This window comes from Chryseolinea soli (genome assembly GCF_003589925.1).
In the GTDB taxonomy this organism is placed as follows: domain Bacteria; phylum Bacteroidota; class Bacteroidia; order Cytophagales; family Cyclobacteriaceae; genus Chryseolinea; species Chryseolinea soli.
In genome coordinates, this window is the sequence record NZ_CP032382.1 from 2,832,509 (window position 1) to 2,850,190 (window position 17,682).

The 17,682-nt window shown below is 51.0% G+C and carries 15 protein-coding genes and 1 riboswitch; of the genes, 7 read left to right on the forward strand and 8 right to left on the reverse strand.

Features of this window, described 5'->3' with window-relative positions:
* Positions 1–9: 9 nt before the first annotated feature.
* Positions 10–1,170 carry a formimidoylglutamase gene (locus D4L85_RS12245; RefSeq protein ID WP_119754571.1) on the reverse strand — a complete coding sequence of 387 codons (1,161 nt, stop codon included), beginning with the start codon at positions 1,168–1,170 and terminating at the stop codon, positions 10–12.
* 221 nt (positions 1,171–1,391) lie between these two features.
* On the opposite strand from D4L85_RS12245, the gene D4L85_RS12250 reads away from it, so the two are divergent.
* Positions 1,392–3,107 carry an MASE1 domain-containing protein gene (locus tag D4L85_RS12250; protein ID WP_160143689.1) on the forward strand — a complete coding sequence of 572 codons (1,716 nt, stop codon included), beginning with the start codon at positions 1,392–1,394 and terminating at the stop codon, positions 3,105–3,107.
* A gap of 25 nt (positions 3,108–3,132) precedes the next feature.
* Here D4L85_RS12250 and D4L85_RS12255 read toward each other — a convergent pair whose 3' ends face one another.
* From D4L85_RS12255 to D4L85_RS12270, 4 genes are all read right to left on the reverse strand, one after another.
* Positions 3,133–4,392 (reverse strand): homoserine dehydrogenase, encoded by a 1,260-nt coding sequence (locus D4L85_RS12255; protein ID WP_119754573.1) that lies wholly within the window; start codon positions 4,390–4,392, stop codon positions 3,133–3,135.
* A gap of 21 nt (positions 4,393–4,413) precedes the next feature.
* Positions 4,414–5,466, reverse strand: coding sequence for a homoserine O-acetyltransferase family protein (locus D4L85_RS12260; RefSeq protein ID WP_119754574.1), 1,053 nt, complete (start codon positions 5,464–5,466; stop codon positions 4,414–4,416).
* Positions 5,467–5,541: 75 nt separating this feature from the next.
* The gene (locus D4L85_RS12265; RefSeq protein ID WP_119754575.1) at positions 5,542–6,864 is read right to left on the reverse strand and encodes an O-acetylhomoserine aminocarboxypropyltransferase/cysteine synthase family protein; all 1,323 of its coding nucleotides are present in this window, start codon (positions 6,862–6,864) and stop codon (positions 5,542–5,544) included.
* 280 nt (positions 6,865–7,144) lie between these two features.
* A riboswitch (SAM riboswitch) is annotated at positions 7,145–7,247 on the reverse strand.
* Positions 7,248–7,405: 158 nt separating this feature from the next.
* The gene (locus D4L85_RS12270; RefSeq protein WP_119754576.1) at positions 7,406–7,861 is read right to left on the reverse strand and encodes a DinB family protein; all 456 of its coding nucleotides are present in this window, start codon (positions 7,859–7,861) and stop codon (positions 7,406–7,408) included.
* 180 nt (positions 7,862–8,041) lie between these two features.
* Here D4L85_RS12270 and D4L85_RS12275 point away from each other — a divergent pair, with 180 nt between their 5' ends.
* Both D4L85_RS12275 and D4L85_RS12280 read left to right on the forward strand, forming a co-directional pair.
* The gene (locus D4L85_RS12275; RefSeq protein WP_119754577.1) at positions 8,042–8,374 is read left to right on the forward strand and encodes a type II toxin-antitoxin system HigB family toxin; all 333 of its coding nucleotides are present in this window, start codon (positions 8,042–8,044) and stop codon (positions 8,372–8,374) included.
* Between the two features lies 1 nt (position 8,375).
* Positions 8,376–8,798, forward strand: coding sequence for a helix-turn-helix domain-containing protein (locus D4L85_RS12280; protein WP_119754578.1), 423 nt, complete (start codon positions 8,376–8,378; stop codon positions 8,796–8,798).
* Between the two features lie 18 nt (positions 8,799–8,816).
* Here D4L85_RS12280 and fabG read toward each other — a convergent pair whose 3' ends face one another.
* Entirely contained in the window at positions 8,817–9,563 is a 747-nt protein-coding gene (fabG, locus tag D4L85_RS12285; RefSeq protein ID WP_119754579.1) for a 3-oxoacyl-[acyl-carrier-protein] reductase, read from the reverse strand.
* A gap of 183 nt (positions 9,564–9,746) precedes the next feature.
* Here fabG and lpdA point away from each other — a divergent pair, with 183 nt between their 5' ends.
* Complete coding sequence (lpdA, locus tag D4L85_RS12290; RefSeq protein WP_119754580.1) at positions 9,747–11,138, forward strand: dihydrolipoyl dehydrogenase; 1,392 nt, start codon at positions 9,747–9,749, stop codon at positions 11,136–11,138.
* 102 nt (positions 11,139–11,240) lie between these two features.
* The gene (locus D4L85_RS12295) at positions 11,241–12,347 is read left to right on the forward strand and encodes an acyltransferase family protein (RefSeq protein ID WP_119754581.1); all 1,107 of its coding nucleotides are present in this window, start codon (positions 11,241–11,243) and stop codon (positions 12,345–12,347) included.
* Positions 12,348–12,474: 127 nt separating this feature from the next.
* On the opposite strand, the gene D4L85_RS12300 is transcribed toward D4L85_RS12295, so the two are convergent.
* Positions 12,475–15,441 carry a glycosyltransferase family 117 protein gene (locus D4L85_RS12300; RefSeq protein WP_119754582.1) on the reverse strand — a complete coding sequence of 989 codons (2,967 nt, stop codon included), beginning with the start codon at positions 15,439–15,441 and terminating at the stop codon, positions 12,475–12,477.
* 176 nt (positions 15,442–15,617) lie between these two features.
* On the opposite strand from D4L85_RS12300, the gene D4L85_RS12305 reads away from it, so the two are divergent.
* Together D4L85_RS12305 and D4L85_RS12310 are read left to right on the forward strand one after the other, a co-directional pair.
* Positions 15,618–16,730 carry a DegT/DnrJ/EryC1/StrS family aminotransferase gene (locus tag D4L85_RS12305; protein WP_119754583.1) on the forward strand — a complete coding sequence of 371 codons (1,113 nt, stop codon included), beginning with the start codon at positions 15,618–15,620 and terminating at the stop codon, positions 16,728–16,730.
* A gap of 69 nt (positions 16,731–16,799) precedes the next feature.
* A complete protein-coding gene (locus tag D4L85_RS12310; protein WP_119754584.1) occupies positions 16,800–17,111 on the forward strand; it encodes a DUF6922 domain-containing protein in 312 nt (103 codons plus the stop codon).
* 7 nt (positions 17,112–17,118) lie between these two features.
* Here D4L85_RS12310 and D4L85_RS12315 read toward each other — a convergent pair whose 3' ends face one another.
* Positions 17,119–17,673: a hypothetical protein gene (locus tag D4L85_RS12315; RefSeq protein WP_119754585.1), complete on the reverse strand. Its 555-nt coding sequence runs from the start codon at positions 17,671–17,673 to the stop codon at positions 17,119–17,121.
* Positions 17,674–17,682: the final 9 nt, after the last annotated feature.

The following is a 17,682-nucleotide window of genomic DNA, read 5'->3' on the forward strand; positions in this document are numbered from 1 at the left end:
GAAAGTAGATCAGATCAGCTTTGCCAGCATGCTGATGTAACGGTCGGGCACTTCGCCTTTCACCGCCGTTTGATAGTCGTTGTAGCTGCACGGCACAATGCTGTTGCGCGCATAACGCTCGCGGCCATTGGGGTAAGGCACTTCGAGCCACCACTTTTCACTCACCTTGCTTTTGTAGAACGTGAGCACTTCCGGTTCGGAGGGCATGGACACGGAATATTTCATGAAGTCGTTGCTCCTGAAATTTTGCTCGTTCTTGCGATGATAGTAGCCTTCCACAAAATACCAGATCATGGTAGCCACCACGGCGGCCGTCTTCTGGTGGGCGTCGTCGAATGCAGGGTTGTATTCATAGAAGCCGATCGAGCTTAGCTTTTCATTCAAGCCGGCATACCAACAGATCTGACACGCCTCTTCGCCCGTCAGCCCGAACGGCTGCGCCTGGGCATTGCCCGGGGCATCTGACGAGCGTATAGCGGTGACGTCAAACGACACGATATCGGCATTGCGGATGGTGGGCTCCATCTCCTGCATGTTTGTGCGCATTTGCCCGATGCGAAATGCTTCGAAATAAAGTTTCTCCAACACCGATACCGACAACGGATCGATCAGGTAGCTTTGATAGGCCAGGTGCGTATAGCTGAACAGGAAGTTGGGTTCGTGCAACAGGATCTTGTGAATGTGCTGACGGCTTGCGCCCGCTTCCTTTTTTTCTTCCAGGTCGAGAAACGCATCCACGTTCAGCAGGCTCACCAGTTTGTCCATGGTCTCGTAGGCAGCATATTGACCATAGTCCAGGTCGTGTGAACCTCCAATGACAATCGGGAGCACGTTTTCTTCCAGCAGCATCCGACACACTTCGCTGATGCGGGTATAGGTCTCGTCGAGGTCGTGACCCACGTTAAGGTTTCCCAGGTCGATAATGCGGTAAGTTCCCGTGCCCCGCTTCAGGTGATAGAGTTTTTTACGGATCACATCGGCACCTGTGGCCGAGCCAGCATTTTGCAACGAGCCGCGTCCTTCCTTCACTCCAAACAGGGCAATGTGAGCACCCCTGTAGTCGGGCATCTTCTCGCCGAACACGTGAATGTTTCTATAAAAACTGGAGGGGGAGGTGATGTCTTCGTAGAGCGATTCGTCTACGGGCGAAAATAAGATGGTCAGATCCATAAAAGAGGCTAAAAAATTTTCTGAGTGAAAGATAGAATTTTCACTGCATACTTTTCGAAAGGCCTTCTCTGACGACAACAATGATCCTTTTATTGAGCTTACCCTTACAGTTAGACCCCCAAAAAAAGCCGCTCGGCTTCAAAAATGGAATCTCGCTCCCGAACGGATGGCTAATACGGCTTTTTTGTTATTATATTTGATTGATAATGAGTTAATTGATTTTGAACGTTAAACTGCCACTTAAATACAAGCTTGACCTCAAGATCATTGGGGTGGCCCTCTTGTATTATCTTTTTGCCAGAGTGGGCTATTTTTTTGCGTTCGAGGGCTCTACGGCCTTGCCCACATGGCCGCCTTCGGGTATTGGATTTGCCTTGATCATCCTTTTGGGCCGGTCTTCCTGGCCCGGCATCACCATTGGATCGCTGGTGGCCAACGTGATGGCCTACTGGAACAACCCCCACCTTCCCGCACAGGAAATCATCACCATCAGCAGCCTTATTGCCGTGGGCAATACGCTGGAGGCTGTGACCGGTAATTACCTGGTGAAGAAATGGATCAGGGATGACTTCCCCTTCCGGAGTGCGAAGAATGCCTTCCGGTTTTTGTTTGTCACCATGATGATGTGCTGGATTGGCGCCGGCGTTAGCACAGGAGCGTTGTACCTCAACCATGTGGTGTCGCCTGACCTACTGTTGCGCACAGGAATTTCATCTTGGGTAGGCAACGTAGTGGGTATCCTGTTGTTTACACCGTTCATTCTGGCTTGTTCAAAGAAGATCCACGTCCGCCTCACGACAGAGAAAGCCATCGAGGTCGGCATTTTTATTTTATTGCTGGGTGGTATCGTCGCCCTGCTGGAGGTCGATTACCTGGTCTCCACCGTGGAGCGCGCGCTGCCGTTCCTGGTGTTGCCTTTCCTTTTGTGGCTGGCCTTCCGCTTCGAACTGATCGTGGCCATCGCCGGTGTGTTGATCACGGCGCTGTTGTCCATTTACATGACCATCGGCGGCGTTGGCCCTTTTGTGCTTTCAGACTCTTACAATTCCATGCTGCTCTTGCAGATCTTTATCGGGGTCATCAGCATTAGCACGATCATTCTTTCCGCTACCGTACGGGAGCGCCATCATGCACAAAACAAGCTGTTGGAATTTAACGAGAACCTGGAAGCCATGGTGCAGGAACGCACCCGTGCCCTCAACGAAGAAATCGTTACGCGCAAGAACGCCGAAGAAAAAATACAACGCACCAACACCGAGCTGAGCAAACGCAACACCGAACTCGACAATTTTGTCTACAGCGTTTCGCACGATCTTCGCGCACCCATCGCGTCTGTGCTGGGGTTGATCAACCTGGCCAAGAAAGACACGGACGGTGTCATGAAAGACATGTACCTGGATATGATCCACAAAAGCGCCATGCAGCAGGATCATTTCATCAAGGAAATTTTGGATCAGTCGCGGAATTCGCGTTTGGAAGTGAAGCGGGAAGAAATACACTTTGAGCCGCTCATCGACGAAACATTCAATCAATTGAAGTTTGCCACCAGCACGGGACAATCCGTTCAAAAAGTTATCCGGATCAACCAGGAGGCGCCGTTCTTTTCGGATCGCTGGCGTTTGAAAGTGATCCTCAACAATATCATCTCCAACGCCATCCGCTATCGCAATGGCAAAGATCCCGTCATCAAGGTGAATGTGGAGATCCGGGAGCACCTGGCCACGCTGGCCATTGAAGACAACGGCAAGGGTATTGAAAAAGACCACCTGCCCAACATCTATAAAATGTTCTATCGCGCGACCGACGACGGCGCCGGCTCAGGTCTGGGCCTTTACATCGTGAAAGAAGCCATCGATAAGCTGAACGGCCACATCGACATCGAGTCGGAAGTGGGCCGGGGCACCACCGTGAAGCTGGCCATCCCCGAACTGGTCTGATCCCCTTTTAAATCTTTGGACTCTCTTAGGATGCCAGGCTGAAAGATTTCGCCACTTCTTTTTGCGGCGTGAGCGTAGCATTGGGTGCGAGAATGACGCCTACACCATCCCAACCCGACCATTCCTGCAATTTCTCCAGGCTCACTTTGCCCACCATGTACTGTTTGCCATGCGAGGCATAGCCGGACTGGAATTGCTCGAAGTCGCTCATGGAGATCGCCGTTCCTTCATCAAAGCTCACAAAAGCCTCGACGGTGAGACGGTTCGTGAATTTGAGATCGTGTGGCTGGTGGAGCTTTTTGTATTCGTATTGATAGTCGTAGGTGAGCGCCGAGATATCGGACAATACCGCAGAACCTGTGGGGTAGCTTCCTGCCCCCTTACCGACGAAGAGTTGTTGCTCAGCAAAAGCGCTTTGCACTTGCACGGCGTTGTATTCGTTGCGAACGGCGTATAAGGGATGCGTGGACTCGATGAACTGGGGTGCAACGAAACCAAATACCTTATTCTCCACTTTAAAGGCACGGGCGATCAGTTTGATGCCGTAGCCGTTGTCGCGGGCAAATTTCAAATCAAGATCAGAGATGCGATCGATCCCGATGTTGATGACCTCCTCCGGTTTCACAAACACACCGAACGTGTGCGCAATGGCCACCACCAGCTTGAACTTGGGGTCGAAACCTTTCACGTCGAGACTGGGATCGGATTCGGCAAAGCCAAGCTCTTGTGCTTTCTGCAACGCGTCGCCATAGCTTTTGCGTTCTTCAAAAACTTTGGTGAGGATGTAGTTGGTCGAGCCGTTGAAGATACCTTCGATGCCCGTGAGCAAATCGTTGTCGTAATATTCTTCGAGGTTCCGGATGATGGGGATGGCGCCGCAAACGGCTCCTTCATACAACACCGGCTTGCCATATTGCTGCTGAAGCTGGTAGATCTCTTCCAGATGTTCGGCCAGCATTTTCTTGTTGGCGGTCACAACGGCTTTGCCGTTTTGCAACGCGGTTTTCACAATGTCAAAAGCAGCCTTGGCATCGTCGATCAACTCTACCACCACGTCGATGTCCGGATCGTTGAGGATGTCTTCTTTGCTAAAGGTGAACAGGTCTTCCGACAGCGGTCGTGTTTTATTTTTATGTTTTACGCAAATGCGTTTGATCTCTGCTTTAATGCCGGGCGTTTCGTCCAATACGTGATACAATCCCTGGCCCACGCAGCCAAAACCGAAGAGGCCCAGCTTGAGGTGACGATGTTTGGTGTGTGAGGTGTTGTTCTTTTCTGCTGACATATCGTTCGTTTAATTTTATGCTTATCGGACCTTTACTTCCACCGGGACGAGGTCTTCGAGGAAGAATTTTTTTATGTGACTGCTCAATTGTTCAAACTCGACCAAAAAACCGTCGTGGCCGTAAAGGGAAGTCATCACTTCCAGTCGGGCATTGGGAATGTTCTCGGTAAGGAATTTTTGTTCGCTTAGCGGAAACAAAATATCGGAATCGATGCCCACGACGAGTGTTCTTGCTTTGATGGACTTCAATGCGGCTACAAGGCCCCCGCGGTTGCGCCCCACGTTCTGACTGTCCATCATCCGGGAGAGGCTGTAATAGGTGAACGCGTTGAAACGGTTGGCCAGCTTTTGGCCCTGATAGCGCTGGTAAGTGGCCGCTCTGAAATCGTCTATCTTCTCGTCGCTTTTCTCGGCTTGTGTCTGGCCATAGGTATCATAATAGCGATACGAGATCATGCCGATCGCGCGGGCGGCTTTCAAGCCTTCGGTGCCGGCGCGATGATCGTTCTCTTTCCAGGTAGCATCGGCTTCGATGGCCATGCGCTGTGCTTCATTGAAGGCGATGCCCCAGGGTGAGTGCACGGCATTTGTGGCGATGGGAATGATGTGTTGAAAAACATCGGGTTGCTGCACAGCCCACTCCAACACCTGCTGTCCGCCCAACGATCCCCCGATGAGTGTGTGCACTTGCTCGATGCCGAGGGACTGGCGAAGCAAATCAAAGGCCTGCACCACATCGCGGTTGGTCAGCGTAGGAAAGGTGTGATAATAGGGCTTGCCCGTTTCAGGGTTCAGCGACAGGTGGCCGGTGGAGCCGTAGCATCCGCCCAGCACGTTGGCACAAATAATAAAATATTGGCGTGGATCGAAGAATCTCCCTTCATTGAAAAGTCCGCTCCACCAGTCGGTGAAGTCGGCGCTGCCCGTCAAGGCATGGCAAACCCAGACCACATTGCTGCGGTCGGCATTGAGCTTGCCGAGCGTGGAGTATTTGAGCTGGAAGCCCGGCAATGTGCTGCCCGATTCCAGTTCAAATTTTTTCTGATAATGAAAGGTTTGATCGTTCTTTTCCATAAACTCTTGTCAACCCTGCCCGCTCACCCGGATGGCAACCGGTGTGAGCGGGAGAGACTTTTTATACTACTTTAACTAGGATACTAATTCGCCTTCAAAAACTTTTTCAAATGCCTGCTGGAGATCCGCCTTGATGTCATCGATGTGTTCGATGCCGGCCGAAATGCGAAGCAGGTTGGGCACTACACCCGATGCGATCTGTTCTTCGTCGCTCAATTGTTGGTGCGTGGTAGCCGACGGTTGAATGATCAGCGTTTTCGCATCGCCCACATTGGCCAGGTGGCTCACCAGTTTCAGGTGATCAACAAATTTCGTGGTGTGCTGCTTCGTGCCTTTCAGTGTGAATGAGAACACGCCGCCGAAGCCGTTGCGCAGGTATTTTTTTGCCAGCTTGTGATAGGGACTGCTTTCGAGCCCGGGATAGTTCACGCTCTCCACCAACTCGTGCTTCTCCAACCATTTCGCCAGCGCCAGCGCATTGTCGACCGAACGTTGAACGCGCAGTGACAAGGTTTCCAGTCCTTGCAACAGCAGGAAGGAATTGAATGGTGCCAGCGAGGGTCCGAAATCACGCAAGCCCTCCACGCGGGCGCGGATGATGAATGCGATGTTGGGCAGGCCCAGCGGATTGCCTTCACCGAATACGTCCCAGAACTTCAAGCCGTGATAGCCTTCGGAGGGCTCTGTGAATTGGGGGAATTTTCCATTCGCCCAGTTGTAGTTTCCACCGTCGATGATCACCCCGCCAATAGACGTGCCGTGGCCGCCGATCCATTTCGTGGCGGACTCCACCACGACGTTGGCGCCGTGCTCGATGGGGCGGAAGAGGTATCCGGCCGCACCAAAGGTGTTGTCGACGATCAGGGGCAGATCATGCTTTTTCGCCAGTGCGGCAATGGCCTCAAAATCGGGAATGTTGAAGCCCGGGTTGCCGATGGTTTCCAGGTAGATGGCTTTCGTTTTTTTGTCGATGTGTTTTTCGAAGGCTTCGGGCTTGTCGCCCTCGGCAAAACGCACATCGATGCCGAGGCGTTTGAAGGCGACTTTGAATTGGTTGTAGGTGCCGCCATACAAAAATGTAGTGGACACAAAGTTGTCGCCCGATTGCAAAATGTTATTGAGTGCCAGGAACTGTGAAGCTTGTCCGGAACCGGTGGCCAACGCGGCCACGCCACCTTCCAGCGCGGCGATGCGCTTCTCGAACACGTCGGTGGTGGGGTTCATGATGCGGGTGTAGATGTTGCCGAATTCTTTCAGGGCAAACAGGTTGGCGCCATGTTCCGAATCTCTGAACGTATAAGAAGTGGTTTGATAGATGGGTACGGCACGGGAGCGGGTGGTGGGATCGATTTCCTGGCCGGCGTGCAATTGAAGGGTTTCGAAATGTAAATTTGACATGATGATAATATTTAGAGGGTCTAAGAATGAATCAATAGGATAAAAAGAGGGGGAGTTAGCCGTAACCAGAACTGCCTGTCACTTGGCAGGGTCGTACGCTACTGTGTTGCGGGAAGATCGCGGATCACTCATCAGCAACAGCACGCACAACAACAGCACATGCAAATGTCGCCGTTAATGAAGCTGTCAATAGAATGATTGAGGTTTTCGAAGTAAGCACGCAAGCGTTGTACGCTTGATCCCGAGATGATGGTGTGAATGATTTTCTTCATTTTTTAACCGTTTATATTTTCCGCCTTGGCGGATCAGGATTTAGCACCTTTCTTTTTTAGGAGGTTGCTAGCGTTTCTTAGAGCCTGTCTCTCCACGCTTCTTTATAAAGCGATTAAGCTGAATGCGCTTATTCGACTTTGATACCACAAACGTAGAGCCTGAAAGCTAGGTTTCCAAACCGCACGATAACTTTTTTTGATGTGGCGATACTGACAAATGTTAGGCCGGTCCCTGAAAATACGGCGTTCTGGGTGAGTTAAAACGTTTGTTATAGCGCTGCCCTCCGGATGAGCATGATCTGCCCGGTGTGGTATAAATCGTGGTGCACGATGCCGTGGAGGAGGATATAAAACGAATAGGGAGCCGATGCATTGGGCACGGTTTCGTGCAGTTTGTGCTCGGGAAAGGACTTGAGGGCGTCCATGAGTTGGCGTTGACTTTCCTCCAAGGCGTTGAGGGTGGCAACCCAATCGGTAGCGGCCGGAAAGTTGGCTTCGTCTGAGACTTTAAAATCGGCGTCGCCTTGAAGGCGTTTGACAACGAACATTCTCCACGACGTCATGTGCGCCACCAGCTCGATGATGCTGTGGGTTCCCGGGATTTTCTTTTGTGCCAGTTCCGGCGTGACGTTTTCCAGGGATTCTTTTACGGAAGGTCCGTGCCATGCGTGCTTTTCGAAGGAGCGCTTGATGAGGATCGCGAGATGGGGTAGTTCGTTTTGCATTGGTGGTAGAGGTTCGTTTAAAAACAAAGACGTAAGCGACGCGCAAAGGTTTTGGTGGGGAAGATTGTTTTCAATTCCCTTTTATGTGAAGGTGATAAATCGTAAAATTAGTGGGTAAAAAAATTTTAGAAAAAAAGTTCACAAAACGTGAACTTTTGGTAACTTTAAACGTTGGTTGAGATGAAGGTTCATTTGATCAGGAAAGAGACCATCCGGAAATTTGTGGAAGAAAATGCCAGGAGCCGGTCTTCCTTTGAGTTATGGTTAACGGCTATCAAATTTGCCGATTGGGCGATCCCGGCCGATATAAAGAAAACATTCGGGGCGGTCGATGTTTTGGGCAAGGGTTGTAGCCGGGTGGTGTTCGATATTGCGGGAAATGCCTACCGGATGATTTGTAAATATGCTTTCGGGGAAACCCAGGTTCATTTGTTTATCTGTTGGATAGGAACGCATGCAGAATATTCTGCATTATGTAACAAGGGAGATCAATACACTGTAAATCAGTATTAACATGGCACTCAAATACAAAGTGATAAAATCCAAACGGCAGTACTACGAATATGCCGACATTCTCGAAGAACTTGTTTCGAGTCCTTCCAAGAGCAAGATGTTCAAGGATGAAATTGAATTGCTGACCCTTTTGATCGAGAAGTGGGATGAAAAACACAATGCGCTTCTCGATGCGGATCCGATCGCCTTGCTGCATGGTTTGCTGGAGCAACATGATCTGAAGGCAAAAGACCTCGTGGAGATCCTCGATGTGAGCAAGGGATTGATCTCCGATATTCTGAACTACAAAAAAGGACTTTCCAAAGAGATCATCCGCAAGCTGGCCGATCACTTTAAAGTTTCGCAGGAGGCTTTTAACAGGCCTTATAAATTGAAATTGCAAAAAACGCAGCGGGCAACTGCGGTTGGGTTACGATATTCCTGAAGCAAAGATCGCTGCGACTTACGTCAGCATGCCACCATCCACTTGCAGCACTTGTCCGGATATATAAGAAGACATATCCGATCCCAAAAACACGCAAGCATCGGCGACGTCTTCGGGGCGGCCGCCGCGTTTCAGCGGGATGGCGTCGCGCCAGGTTTGAACGGTTTTTTCGTCCAGCTTGCCGGTCATTTCGGTTTCAATAAAACCCGGTGCTATCGCGTTGGAACGGATGCCTCGCGAGCCCAGTTCCAGTGCCACCGACTTGGTGAAGCCGATGATGCCCGCCTTGGAGGCGGCATAGTTGGCCTGGCCGGCGTTGCCTTTGATGCCGACTACGGAGGTCATATTAATAATGGAGCCCTTTTTTTGCTTCATCATTTGCTTGGTGGCCGCTTTCACGGTGTTGAAGCAGGACTTGAGGTTTACGGCGATGACTTTGTCCCACATTTCCTCGTTCATGCGGAGCAACAGGGTGTCCTGGGTGATGCCGGCGTTGTTGATGAGCACGTCCAGTGAGCCGAAGTCGGCAATGACGTCGTTGACCAGTTTTTCGGCCTGGGCGTAGTCGGAGGCATCGGAGCGGTAGCCTTTGGCTTTCACACCTTTGCTGGAGAGCTCAGCTTCCAGGGCCTGACCTTGCTCTACGCTGGAGAGGTAGGTGAAGGCCACGTTGGCGCCTTGTTCGGCATATCGTAAGGCAATAGATCGTCCAATTCCCTTGGAGGCCCCGGTGACGAGGGCGGTTTTTCCTTGTAGCAGTTTCATAAAAGTCTTGTGGCCCGCGGGGGGACGAGGGTTTAGTTTCTCAGTTTGCGCCTAAAAATAGCCAATTCTGTTAAAATTCATCGTACCGGACCCCCCGGGCCGGGATTTCTATTAAAAATTGTAAACTTTTTGAAAGCGCAATCTCCGGTTTATCTTTGGCAGCGAATTTTAAAATACAATACTATGTCAAAATATGATCTGATCGTGATCGGCAGTGGCCCAGGCGGTTACGTGGCGGCTATCCGGGCCTCTCAGCTGGGCCTCAAAGTGGGCGTGGTGGAGAAGGCGGAACTGGGCGGCATATGCCTCAACTGGGGATGTATCCCCACCAAGGCATTGTTGAAAAGTGCCAATGTTTTTGAATACATCAAGCATGCAAAAGATTATGGAATAGAGGTGAAAGACTCCAGTGCCGACCTGACCGGTATGGTGAAGCGCAGTCGCGAGGTGGCGGCCGGCATGAGCAAGGGTGTGCAGTTCCTTTTTAAGAAAAATAAGATTGATCAACTGCTTGGCTTCGGGAAACTGAAAAAGGGCGGTAAAGTGGAAGTTACGGATGCCGAAGGCAAGAAGACCGAATACGAGGCCAAACACATTATTGTCGCCACCGGCGGCCGCTCGCGCGAATTGCCCAGCATGAAAATCGACGGCAAGAAAATTATCGGCTATCGCGAAGCGATGATCCTCGATAAACTGCCTAAAAAGTTATTGGTAGTGGGCAGCGGTGCCATTGGCGTGGAGTTCGCCTACTTCTATAGCACCCTCGGTTCGGAAGTAACGATCGTGGAGTTCCTGCCCCGCGTCGTGCCCGTGGAGGACGAAGAAGTGTCGAAGGCCTTGGATAAATCGTTCAAGAAGGCGGGCATGAAGATCTATGTGAATTCCGAAGTAACGAAAGTAGACACTTCCGGCGCCGGTTGTGTAGCTACGGTGAAGACCCCTGATGGTGAGATCAAGATCGAGGCCGACATCGTGCTTTCTGCTGTGGGTGTGGCCACCAACCTGGAGGGTATTGGCCTGGAAGAAGTGGGCGTGAAGACCGACAAAGGTCGTGTAGTGGTGGATGATTTTTACAAGACCAACGTGCCCGGTGTGTATGCCATCGGCGACATCGTGAAAGGTCCTGCCCTGGCACACGTGGCTTCTGCTGAAGGCATTATTTGCGTGGAGAAAATCGCCGGGCAGAATCCCGAGCCTTTGAATTATAACAACCTTCCGGGATGTACCTATTGCTCGCCGGAGATCGCCTCTGTGGGCTTGACGGAAGAAGCCGCCAAAAAGGCGGGCTATGAAATCAAAGTGGGCAAGTTTCCCTTCACGGCCTCCGGCAAAGCGAAAGCAGCCGGTGCTCCCGACGGTTTTGTGAAACTGATCTTCGATGCCAAATATGGCGAATGGCTGGGCGCACACTTCATCGGTGCCAACGTAACGGAAATGATTGGCGAAGTGGTTGTGGCCCGCAAGCTGGAGACCACAGGTCATGAGATCATCAAGTCCGTTCACCCGCACCCTACCATGAGTGAAGCGATCATGGAAGCTGCCGCCGCCGCGTATGGCGAGGTGATCCACTTGTAATCTTTTTGGAAAGCATCCTGAAATATATCCACAGCCCGACGGACCTCCTGTCGGGCTGTTCTTTTTTTTCGCCGGCTTTGACACGATACATCTAAAACTCCGATGCAGAAATATCCCAGTATCAACGGACTTCGCGCGATCAGTATTTTGCTGGTCTTATTGGGGCACCTGCACGTGACCAGCAGCATTTTCCAGGTCTGGAAGGAAGACAACCGGTTGCTGAACCTGGTGAAATATTTTCTATTGAACCATCATTTTGGGGTGAATGTGTTTTTCGTTGTGTCGGGTTTTCTCATCACCAGCTTGCTGCTCGACGAGGAACAACGGACGAGAACCATCTCTTTTAAAAAATTCTACATCCGGAGAACCTTACGGATATTCCCGGCCTATTACTTTGTTCTGCTGGTTTACTTTCTGCTTCAGTTGGGCGGGTATTTTCATTTTAACACTTTGTCCTGGATAACGTCGCTGACCTTCACCAAACAATTCTATAGCCACGACTGGCAGACGGGCCACTTTTGGTCGCTGAGTGTGGAGGAGATTTTCTATTTGTTCTGGCCCCTGGTTTTTGTGGCCGGCGACCGGTTCAGAAAACGAACGGCTATCCTCCTCATCGTTCTTGTGCCGTTGATGCGGATCGTGTTTCATTTTTATCCCACGGAGTGGCGGAACGACTTAACGCTTTTTACACGAATCGATGGCATTGCCCTCGGTTGCCTGGTCGCCTTGTACAAGGAAGAGATCCTGGCGAAACTGAGTGCCTACTGGACCGCCGTTTTTATTTTCGCCGCTGCTGCGCTGCTCGTATTGCCCGATGTCCGCTTTCACCTGGCCAAGATCGGGTTGGAATTTATTCTTATTCCCCTGGGAACAACATATGGGAGCATCGCGAATGTGCTCATTGCGCTCATCCTCCTGTATTCCGTGTTTGGCCCCCAACGACTTTGGTTTAGGATGCTCAATAGCCGCGTCATGGACTACGTCGGCATGTTATCGTACAGCATTTATTTGTGGCAGGAATTTTTTATATGGGGGAGGGAAGGACACAAGGATTGGATTCACCAATTCCCACAAAATATCGTATTCACATTCCTGGCAGCCATGGGTTCGTATTACCTGATTGAGAAACCGTTCCTTCGCCTGAAGGCGAAATTCTCGTCGGATGCAGCCCCGACGGGAAAAACTGTTCAGGTGGCAGAAGCTCCCTGATAGGTTTGTTATCTGATCACGGACGATTCACAAAAGAACAAGACAAAGACATTCTCGAGTAAGCCTGGTGTCAAAAAGTAAGAGGCTGCCTTTCCGGGTAGCCTCTTACTTTTTTATTGGCTAGTATTTAAAATCCCCCGCCGCGACTTTGGAAGACACCGGCGTGTTTTTCATAGGCCTCTTCGATTTTCTTAGCGAGGTCTGCTTCGCCGTACTTATAGAGCACGCGTTGCAGTTCGCCCAGGATGACGATGTTCACCTGCAATTCGCGGCCGAAGTCGCGCTTGGTGATATAGTAGGTGGCCAATTCATCGGCGCGCTTGCTCATGATGTTGGCGATCTCCATGGCTTTTTCCTTTTCACCTACCTCGAACAGCATATCGAGGGTTTGTGCGTTGGTGTAGTCGTAGGGGATGGATGCATCGGGCATTTTGGCGAGGGCAAACAGCAACACTTCGCGGGCTTTGGCGGTGTCGCCTTGCAACAGGAGATACTGCGCTAAAGAGTTGAAGCTGCTCCGGTGGTTGAGCACGAAATTGCGATAGTCCTGGTTGTAGTACACCTTGGGATTGTCGAGGTTGCGGAACTGGAATTTCGTCAGCATGTTTTCGGTGCTCACCTTGGTGTTGACCAGTTCTTGCTGGTTGAACGGACGCGGGTTGTACACGGGAAGAATGCGATAGGCATTGCCTTCCTGCACCACGTAGCGGCTAAGGTCCACGTTGAATTGTGCCAGCGACGTGTTGTTCACATACAAGGGGCGCTCCCAGTTGGCCGTGGCCAGCACGTCGAGCATGGCGAGGTCTTTTTTCTCCAGTCCACCGCCGCGTACTTTGAAACGCATTTCGGGAACGATGAGGCTGTCCATTCCTTCGGGGATAATGCCCAGGGCTTTCACTTTTTCAACGTCCACTTTCAGCACGATCTCCTTGGAGGGGAGCATGTTGCGCGAGCCGCCGTAGTTGGGGTGCAGCAAGCTCTTGTTGTTGGTCTTCACCAGGTCGAGGAATTTGTGAAGATCCATTTGTTTGATGCCGGTCTCGTAGTAGGGCAGATAATCGTTCAGACCGTTCTGACTGTAGTTCTCTGCGGTGAGGGTGTACGGGAAAGCCTCGGAGGTGTAGACCTTGCGCATGCTTTGCTCGATGTACCAGTCGGTGTTGTAGTAGCTCAACACGATTACGCGCATGTCGGTGCGCACGCCTTCCACTTCCTGTGAGTACCACAAAGGGAAGGTGTCGTTATCACCACCGGTGAACAGGATGGCATTCTTGGAACAGGACTGCAAATAGTTGATGGCAGAGTCGACGGAGAAGTAGCGGTCCGAGCGGTTGTGGTCGTCCCAGCCGGCGGCGCCCATCAGGATCGGGGCCGTAAGACCCAAGGCTGTGGCGATGATGGCCGAGGTTTTCAGGTTCTTGGTGAAACTGGCAAATGTTTCGGCCATGGCGATGACAGCGAAGCCGATCCAGAAGCAAAACGCATAATACGATCCCGCATAAATATAGTCGCGCTCGCGCGGTTCGGTAGGCGGCGAGTTGAGGTAGACCACGAGGGCCACGCCCGTGAGAATGAAGAGTAGCGTGACCACCACAAAATTGCGCGTGTTGTGCACGGACTGATAGAACATACCCACCAGACCCAGCAAGAAAGGTATCATGAAGAAGTTGTTGCGGCCCCGGTTTTCGGCCAGTGCGGGCGGTAGCTTCTCGAACCAGTTAAGGGGGCTGATCCAATCGGCATTTTGAATATCGCTTTCGCGGCCGGCAAAATTGAAGAAGAAATAGCGCACATACATCCAACCGATCTGGTGCTGGAACATGAACTTGAGGTTGTCGCCAAACGTAGGTTTCTGACCTTCGGCCAGGCCGAGGTTATCGCGATAGATCTGGGCGTGGTCGGGGTCGCTGCTCCAAACGCGGGGCAGGATCGTTTCCGAACCGGGCTCGTATACGTATTCGAATTTGTGATCTTTGATCTCGTATTTATCCTTGCCTTTCTTATAGATGGCATCGCCTTGTTTCATGTCGACGGGCTGCGACGTGAAATAAGGTCCGTATAACAAGGGGCGGCTGCCGTATTGTTCGCGCTTCAGGTAGCTGACGTAGGTCATCACGTCGGACGGATCGTCTTCATCGATGGGAGGGTCGTAGGACGAGCGGACCAGCACTAGGGCATAGGACGCATAACCGATCAGGATAAAAGCGGTGGCGTTGGCAAACGTGTTGAGCAACACCTTCTGATGTTTTTGGGAGTAATAGATGGTGTAGACCAGGCCGACCAGTAAGATCAAACTGAACACGATCACGCCGGAGTCGAAGGGAAGCCCCAGGTCGTTCACAAAGTAGATCTCGAAATAGCTGGCCAGTGTGGGCAGACCCGGGATGATGAGGTCGTTTACAAAGAAGATGATGAGCAAGCTCACGATCATGGCGCCGATGACGCCCCAAACCGTGGGCTGGTATTTTTTAAAGTAGTAGATGAGCGCGAGGGCAGGAATGGTCACGAGGTTGAGCAAGTGGACGCCGATGGAAAGACCGACCATATAGAAAATGAGCAGCAGCCAACGGTTGGCTTTGGATTCGTCTTCGATGACATCCCACTTCAACATGGCCCACACCACAAACGCCGTGAAGAACGACGACATGGCGTATACTTCGGCTTCTACGGCCGAGAACCAGGCCGAGTCACAAAAGGTATAGGCCAGCGAGCCGACGAGGCCGGCGCCCATGAGCACCCACAGCTTGGGTTCGGTGATCTCTTCTTCGCGGGTGATGCGCATGATCTTGCGACCGAAGAGCACGATGGACCAGAACAGGAAGGTTACGCAAAAGGCGCTGGCCAACACGCTGCTGAAGTTGATCCAGTAGGCCACTTTGGTCACATCGCCAAAGGCCAGGAAGGAAAACAGGCGGCCGATCAAAAGAAAGAGGGGTGCTCCGGGAGGGTGCGGAACCTCAAGCTTATAGGACACGGCGATGAACTCGCCGCAATCCCAATAGCTGGCGGTTTCTTCCATGGTGAGCCAATAGGTGACCAAGGCTACCACAAATACGACCCAGCCGAAGATGTTATTTGTTTTCTGAAAGTTCATGTAGAATATGGGATTGAGATATGTGTAAAAAGGTGATTTTTTGGACCGGCGAGGCACTAGCCTCCACAACAAGTTATCGGTTTTGACATTCCTGAAATAAAAGCCCGAAAATAAGGGAAATTTTGCTTTTCAGCAGGGTGCATTTATTTTGTCGACTACTTTCGTCTATTTGCTGCATGACCCCGGAACCCATCCCATTTTTATCGTTTTCGCCGCAGCACGATGCCATTCGCCAGGAGGCCCTGGAAGCCATGGCGAGGGTTTACGATAAAAATTGGTTTATCCTGGGCGACGCCCTAAAGGCATTTGAAGAAGCCTATGCGGCATTTTGCGGCACTTCCTGGTGCGTGGGCGTGGGCAACGGCTATGACGCCCTCGTGGTGGCCTTGAAAACTTGCGACATTGGAAAAGGAGACGAAATCATTGTGCCAGCCAACACCTACGTGGCCACCTGGCACGCCGCCGCCCAGACCGGCGCTATTTTACGACCGGTAGAACCGGACCCCGTCACCTTCAACATCGATCCGCGGCAGATCGAGCAACACATAACTTCCAAAACGAAGGCGATCCTGCCCGTCCACCTCTATGGCCAGGCTTGCAACATGACGGCCATCATGACCCTGGCCCGTAAATATGATCTGATGGTTGTGGAGGACAACGCCCAGAGCCACGGCGCCACCTGGGCTGGCCAGCGCACGGGCAGCTTTGGACACGCCAATGCGACCAGCTTTTATCCGACAAAGAATCTCGGTGCCCTGGGGGATGGTGGTGCGGTGACAACGTCCGATGAAACGAAGGCGCAGTTGGCGCGACAATTCCGGAACTACGGCTTTGCATCCAAGCACGTTTGCGCGGAGAAGGGTATCAATTCGCGCCTGGATGAAATGCAGGCGGCGGTGCTGAGCGTAAAGTTGAAATATCTAGTGCAGTGGAATGAACAGCGGCGGTTATTGGCTGATTTATATATGGAGAAATTGAGCGGTCTGGGTGATATTATCCTTCCCGTTGTGAAGGAAGGGGCAGAGCACGTATATCATTTGTTTGTGATCCGTACAGCGCACCGCGACAAGCTGAAAGCTGTGTTGGCCAAAGAAGGTATCGAGACGATGATCCATTATCCCATTCCGCCACATTTGCAGCAGGCTTATGCTGAGTATGGATTCAAAAAAGGAGACTTTCCGTTAACGGAGCGTATAGCCGATACGGTGTTGAGCTTGCCGTTGTGGCCGGGGATGATGGAAGAGCAAGTGGTAAGGGTTTGTAGGGGTATTCTTAAATTTTTTATCTGAAGCCGTCGGAAGTCGCGTGCATTTTGGCTTTGTCGAATACTTTATTCTGATTTAAATAATTTAGAGGCTATGGAAGAATCAACATCCTCAGACAAGCCCAAGCTTTACAAGCACTTTTTCTGGGAATTTAAGTATGAGGCAATTGATTGGCAGCGGCATTATGCAACCGTAATAGAAAGAGTGATCGAACGCGGTATGGAGCCGGAGTGGGGAGAGATTATCCGTTTCTACGGAAAAGAAAAAGTTATTCAAACGTTAATAGAGGAGGTAAACTATCTTCCGAACGAAATCATTAAAAAAGTTTGCCGTTACTTTGACCTTAAGCCGAGACAGTTGAAATGTTATTTGAGAAAACAGTCGCTTCCACGACACTGGATTTGAGATAGCATTAGTCCTTCCAGTTCTTTCGTGTAGCATCCACCGTTCGCATGAGCAGAGATAATACCCTTTCTTTTCTCCAATTTTTGTAGTTCAGCGTCAAATCGTTTATTAACTCATTGTAAGCTTTAGTCTTGTAATTATCCATCATCGTCTCTTCGCCTAAAATGGTAGCCAATCGAATAAGTTTTTGACAACAAGGCTCGTCCTTTCGACAGCAACTGTATCTGGCCGAAAATTCCTGGGGATATTTTTTAACGTAGGTGAGCGCATATGATCCAATAACTTCCGCCAAGGCCCCATCGGCGTGCATGGCAATTTTTTCAAACACGGGGAAGAAATAGTCTCTGGTTCCTTTGTGAGTTGAAAGTATGCTATCCATGCAAGCGAAGGTGATTTCGTCGTCCGAGGGTCTTAGGCTATCCCGAAGAAACAGGTAGCCAATCCTGCGCATATTCGCAATTTTGGCTGACTCAGGGTCGTATTTTGATTTTGAAGGAGTTGCAGATTGTGCCATAGAACAACCCACTTCGAACAGGCAGAGAATAAAAATGGCGATTTTCATCTGAAAGGT

What these genes read in the sequence shown, in the direction of transcription:
- fabG (WP_119754579.1), bottom strand. Translation starts at nt 9,563, where the DNA reads ATGAAACTGCTACAAGGAAAAACCGCCCTCGTCACCGGGGCCTCCAAG.
- D4L85_RS12260 (WP_119754574.1), bottom strand. Translation starts at nt 5,466, where the DNA reads ATGGAAAAGAACGATCAAACCTTTCATTATCAGAAAAAATTTGAACTG.
- lpdA (WP_119754580.1), top strand. Translation starts at nt 9,747, where the DNA reads ATGTCAAAATATGATCTGATCGTGATCGGCAGTGGCCCAGGCGGTTAC.
- D4L85_RS12270 (WP_119754576.1), bottom strand. Translation starts at nt 7,861, where the DNA reads ATGCAAAACGAACTACCCCATCTCGCGATCCTCATCAAGCGCTCCTTC.
- D4L85_RS12255 (WP_119754573.1), bottom strand. Translation starts at nt 4,392, where the DNA reads ATGTCAGCAGAAAAGAACAACACCTCACACACCAAACATCGTCACCTC.
- D4L85_RS12300 (WP_119754582.1), bottom strand. Translation starts at nt 15,441, where the DNA reads ATGAACTTTCAGAAAACAAATAACATCTTCGGCTGGGTCGTATTTGTG.
- D4L85_RS12295 (WP_119754581.1), top strand. Translation starts at nt 11,241, where the DNA reads ATGCAGAAATATCCCAGTATCAACGGACTTCGCGCGATCAGTATTTTG.
- D4L85_RS12275 (WP_119754577.1), top strand. Translation starts at nt 8,042, where the DNA reads ATGAAGGTTCATTTGATCAGGAAAGAGACCATCCGGAAATTTGTGGAA.
- D4L85_RS12305 (WP_119754583.1), top strand. Translation starts at nt 15,618, where the DNA reads ATGACCCCGGAACCCATCCCATTTTTATCGTTTTCGCCGCAGCACGAT.
- D4L85_RS12265 (WP_119754575.1), bottom strand. Translation starts at nt 6,864, where the DNA reads ATGTCAAATTTACATTTCGAAACCCTTCAATTGCACGCCGGCCAGGAA.
- D4L85_RS12315 (WP_119754585.1), bottom strand. Translation starts at nt 17,673, where the DNA reads ATGAAAATCGCCATTTTTATTCTCTGCCTGTTCGAAGTGGGTTGTTCT.
- D4L85_RS12245 (WP_119754571.1), bottom strand. Translation starts at nt 1,170, where the DNA reads ATGGATCTGACCATCTTATTTTCGCCCGTAGACGAATCGCTCTACGAA.
- D4L85_RS12280 (WP_119754578.1), top strand. Translation starts at nt 8,376, where the DNA reads ATGGCACTCAAATACAAAGTGATAAAATCCAAACGGCAGTACTACGAA.
- D4L85_RS12310 (WP_119754584.1), top strand. Translation starts at nt 16,800, where the DNA reads ATGGAAGAATCAACATCCTCAGACAAGCCCAAGCTTTACAAGCACTTT.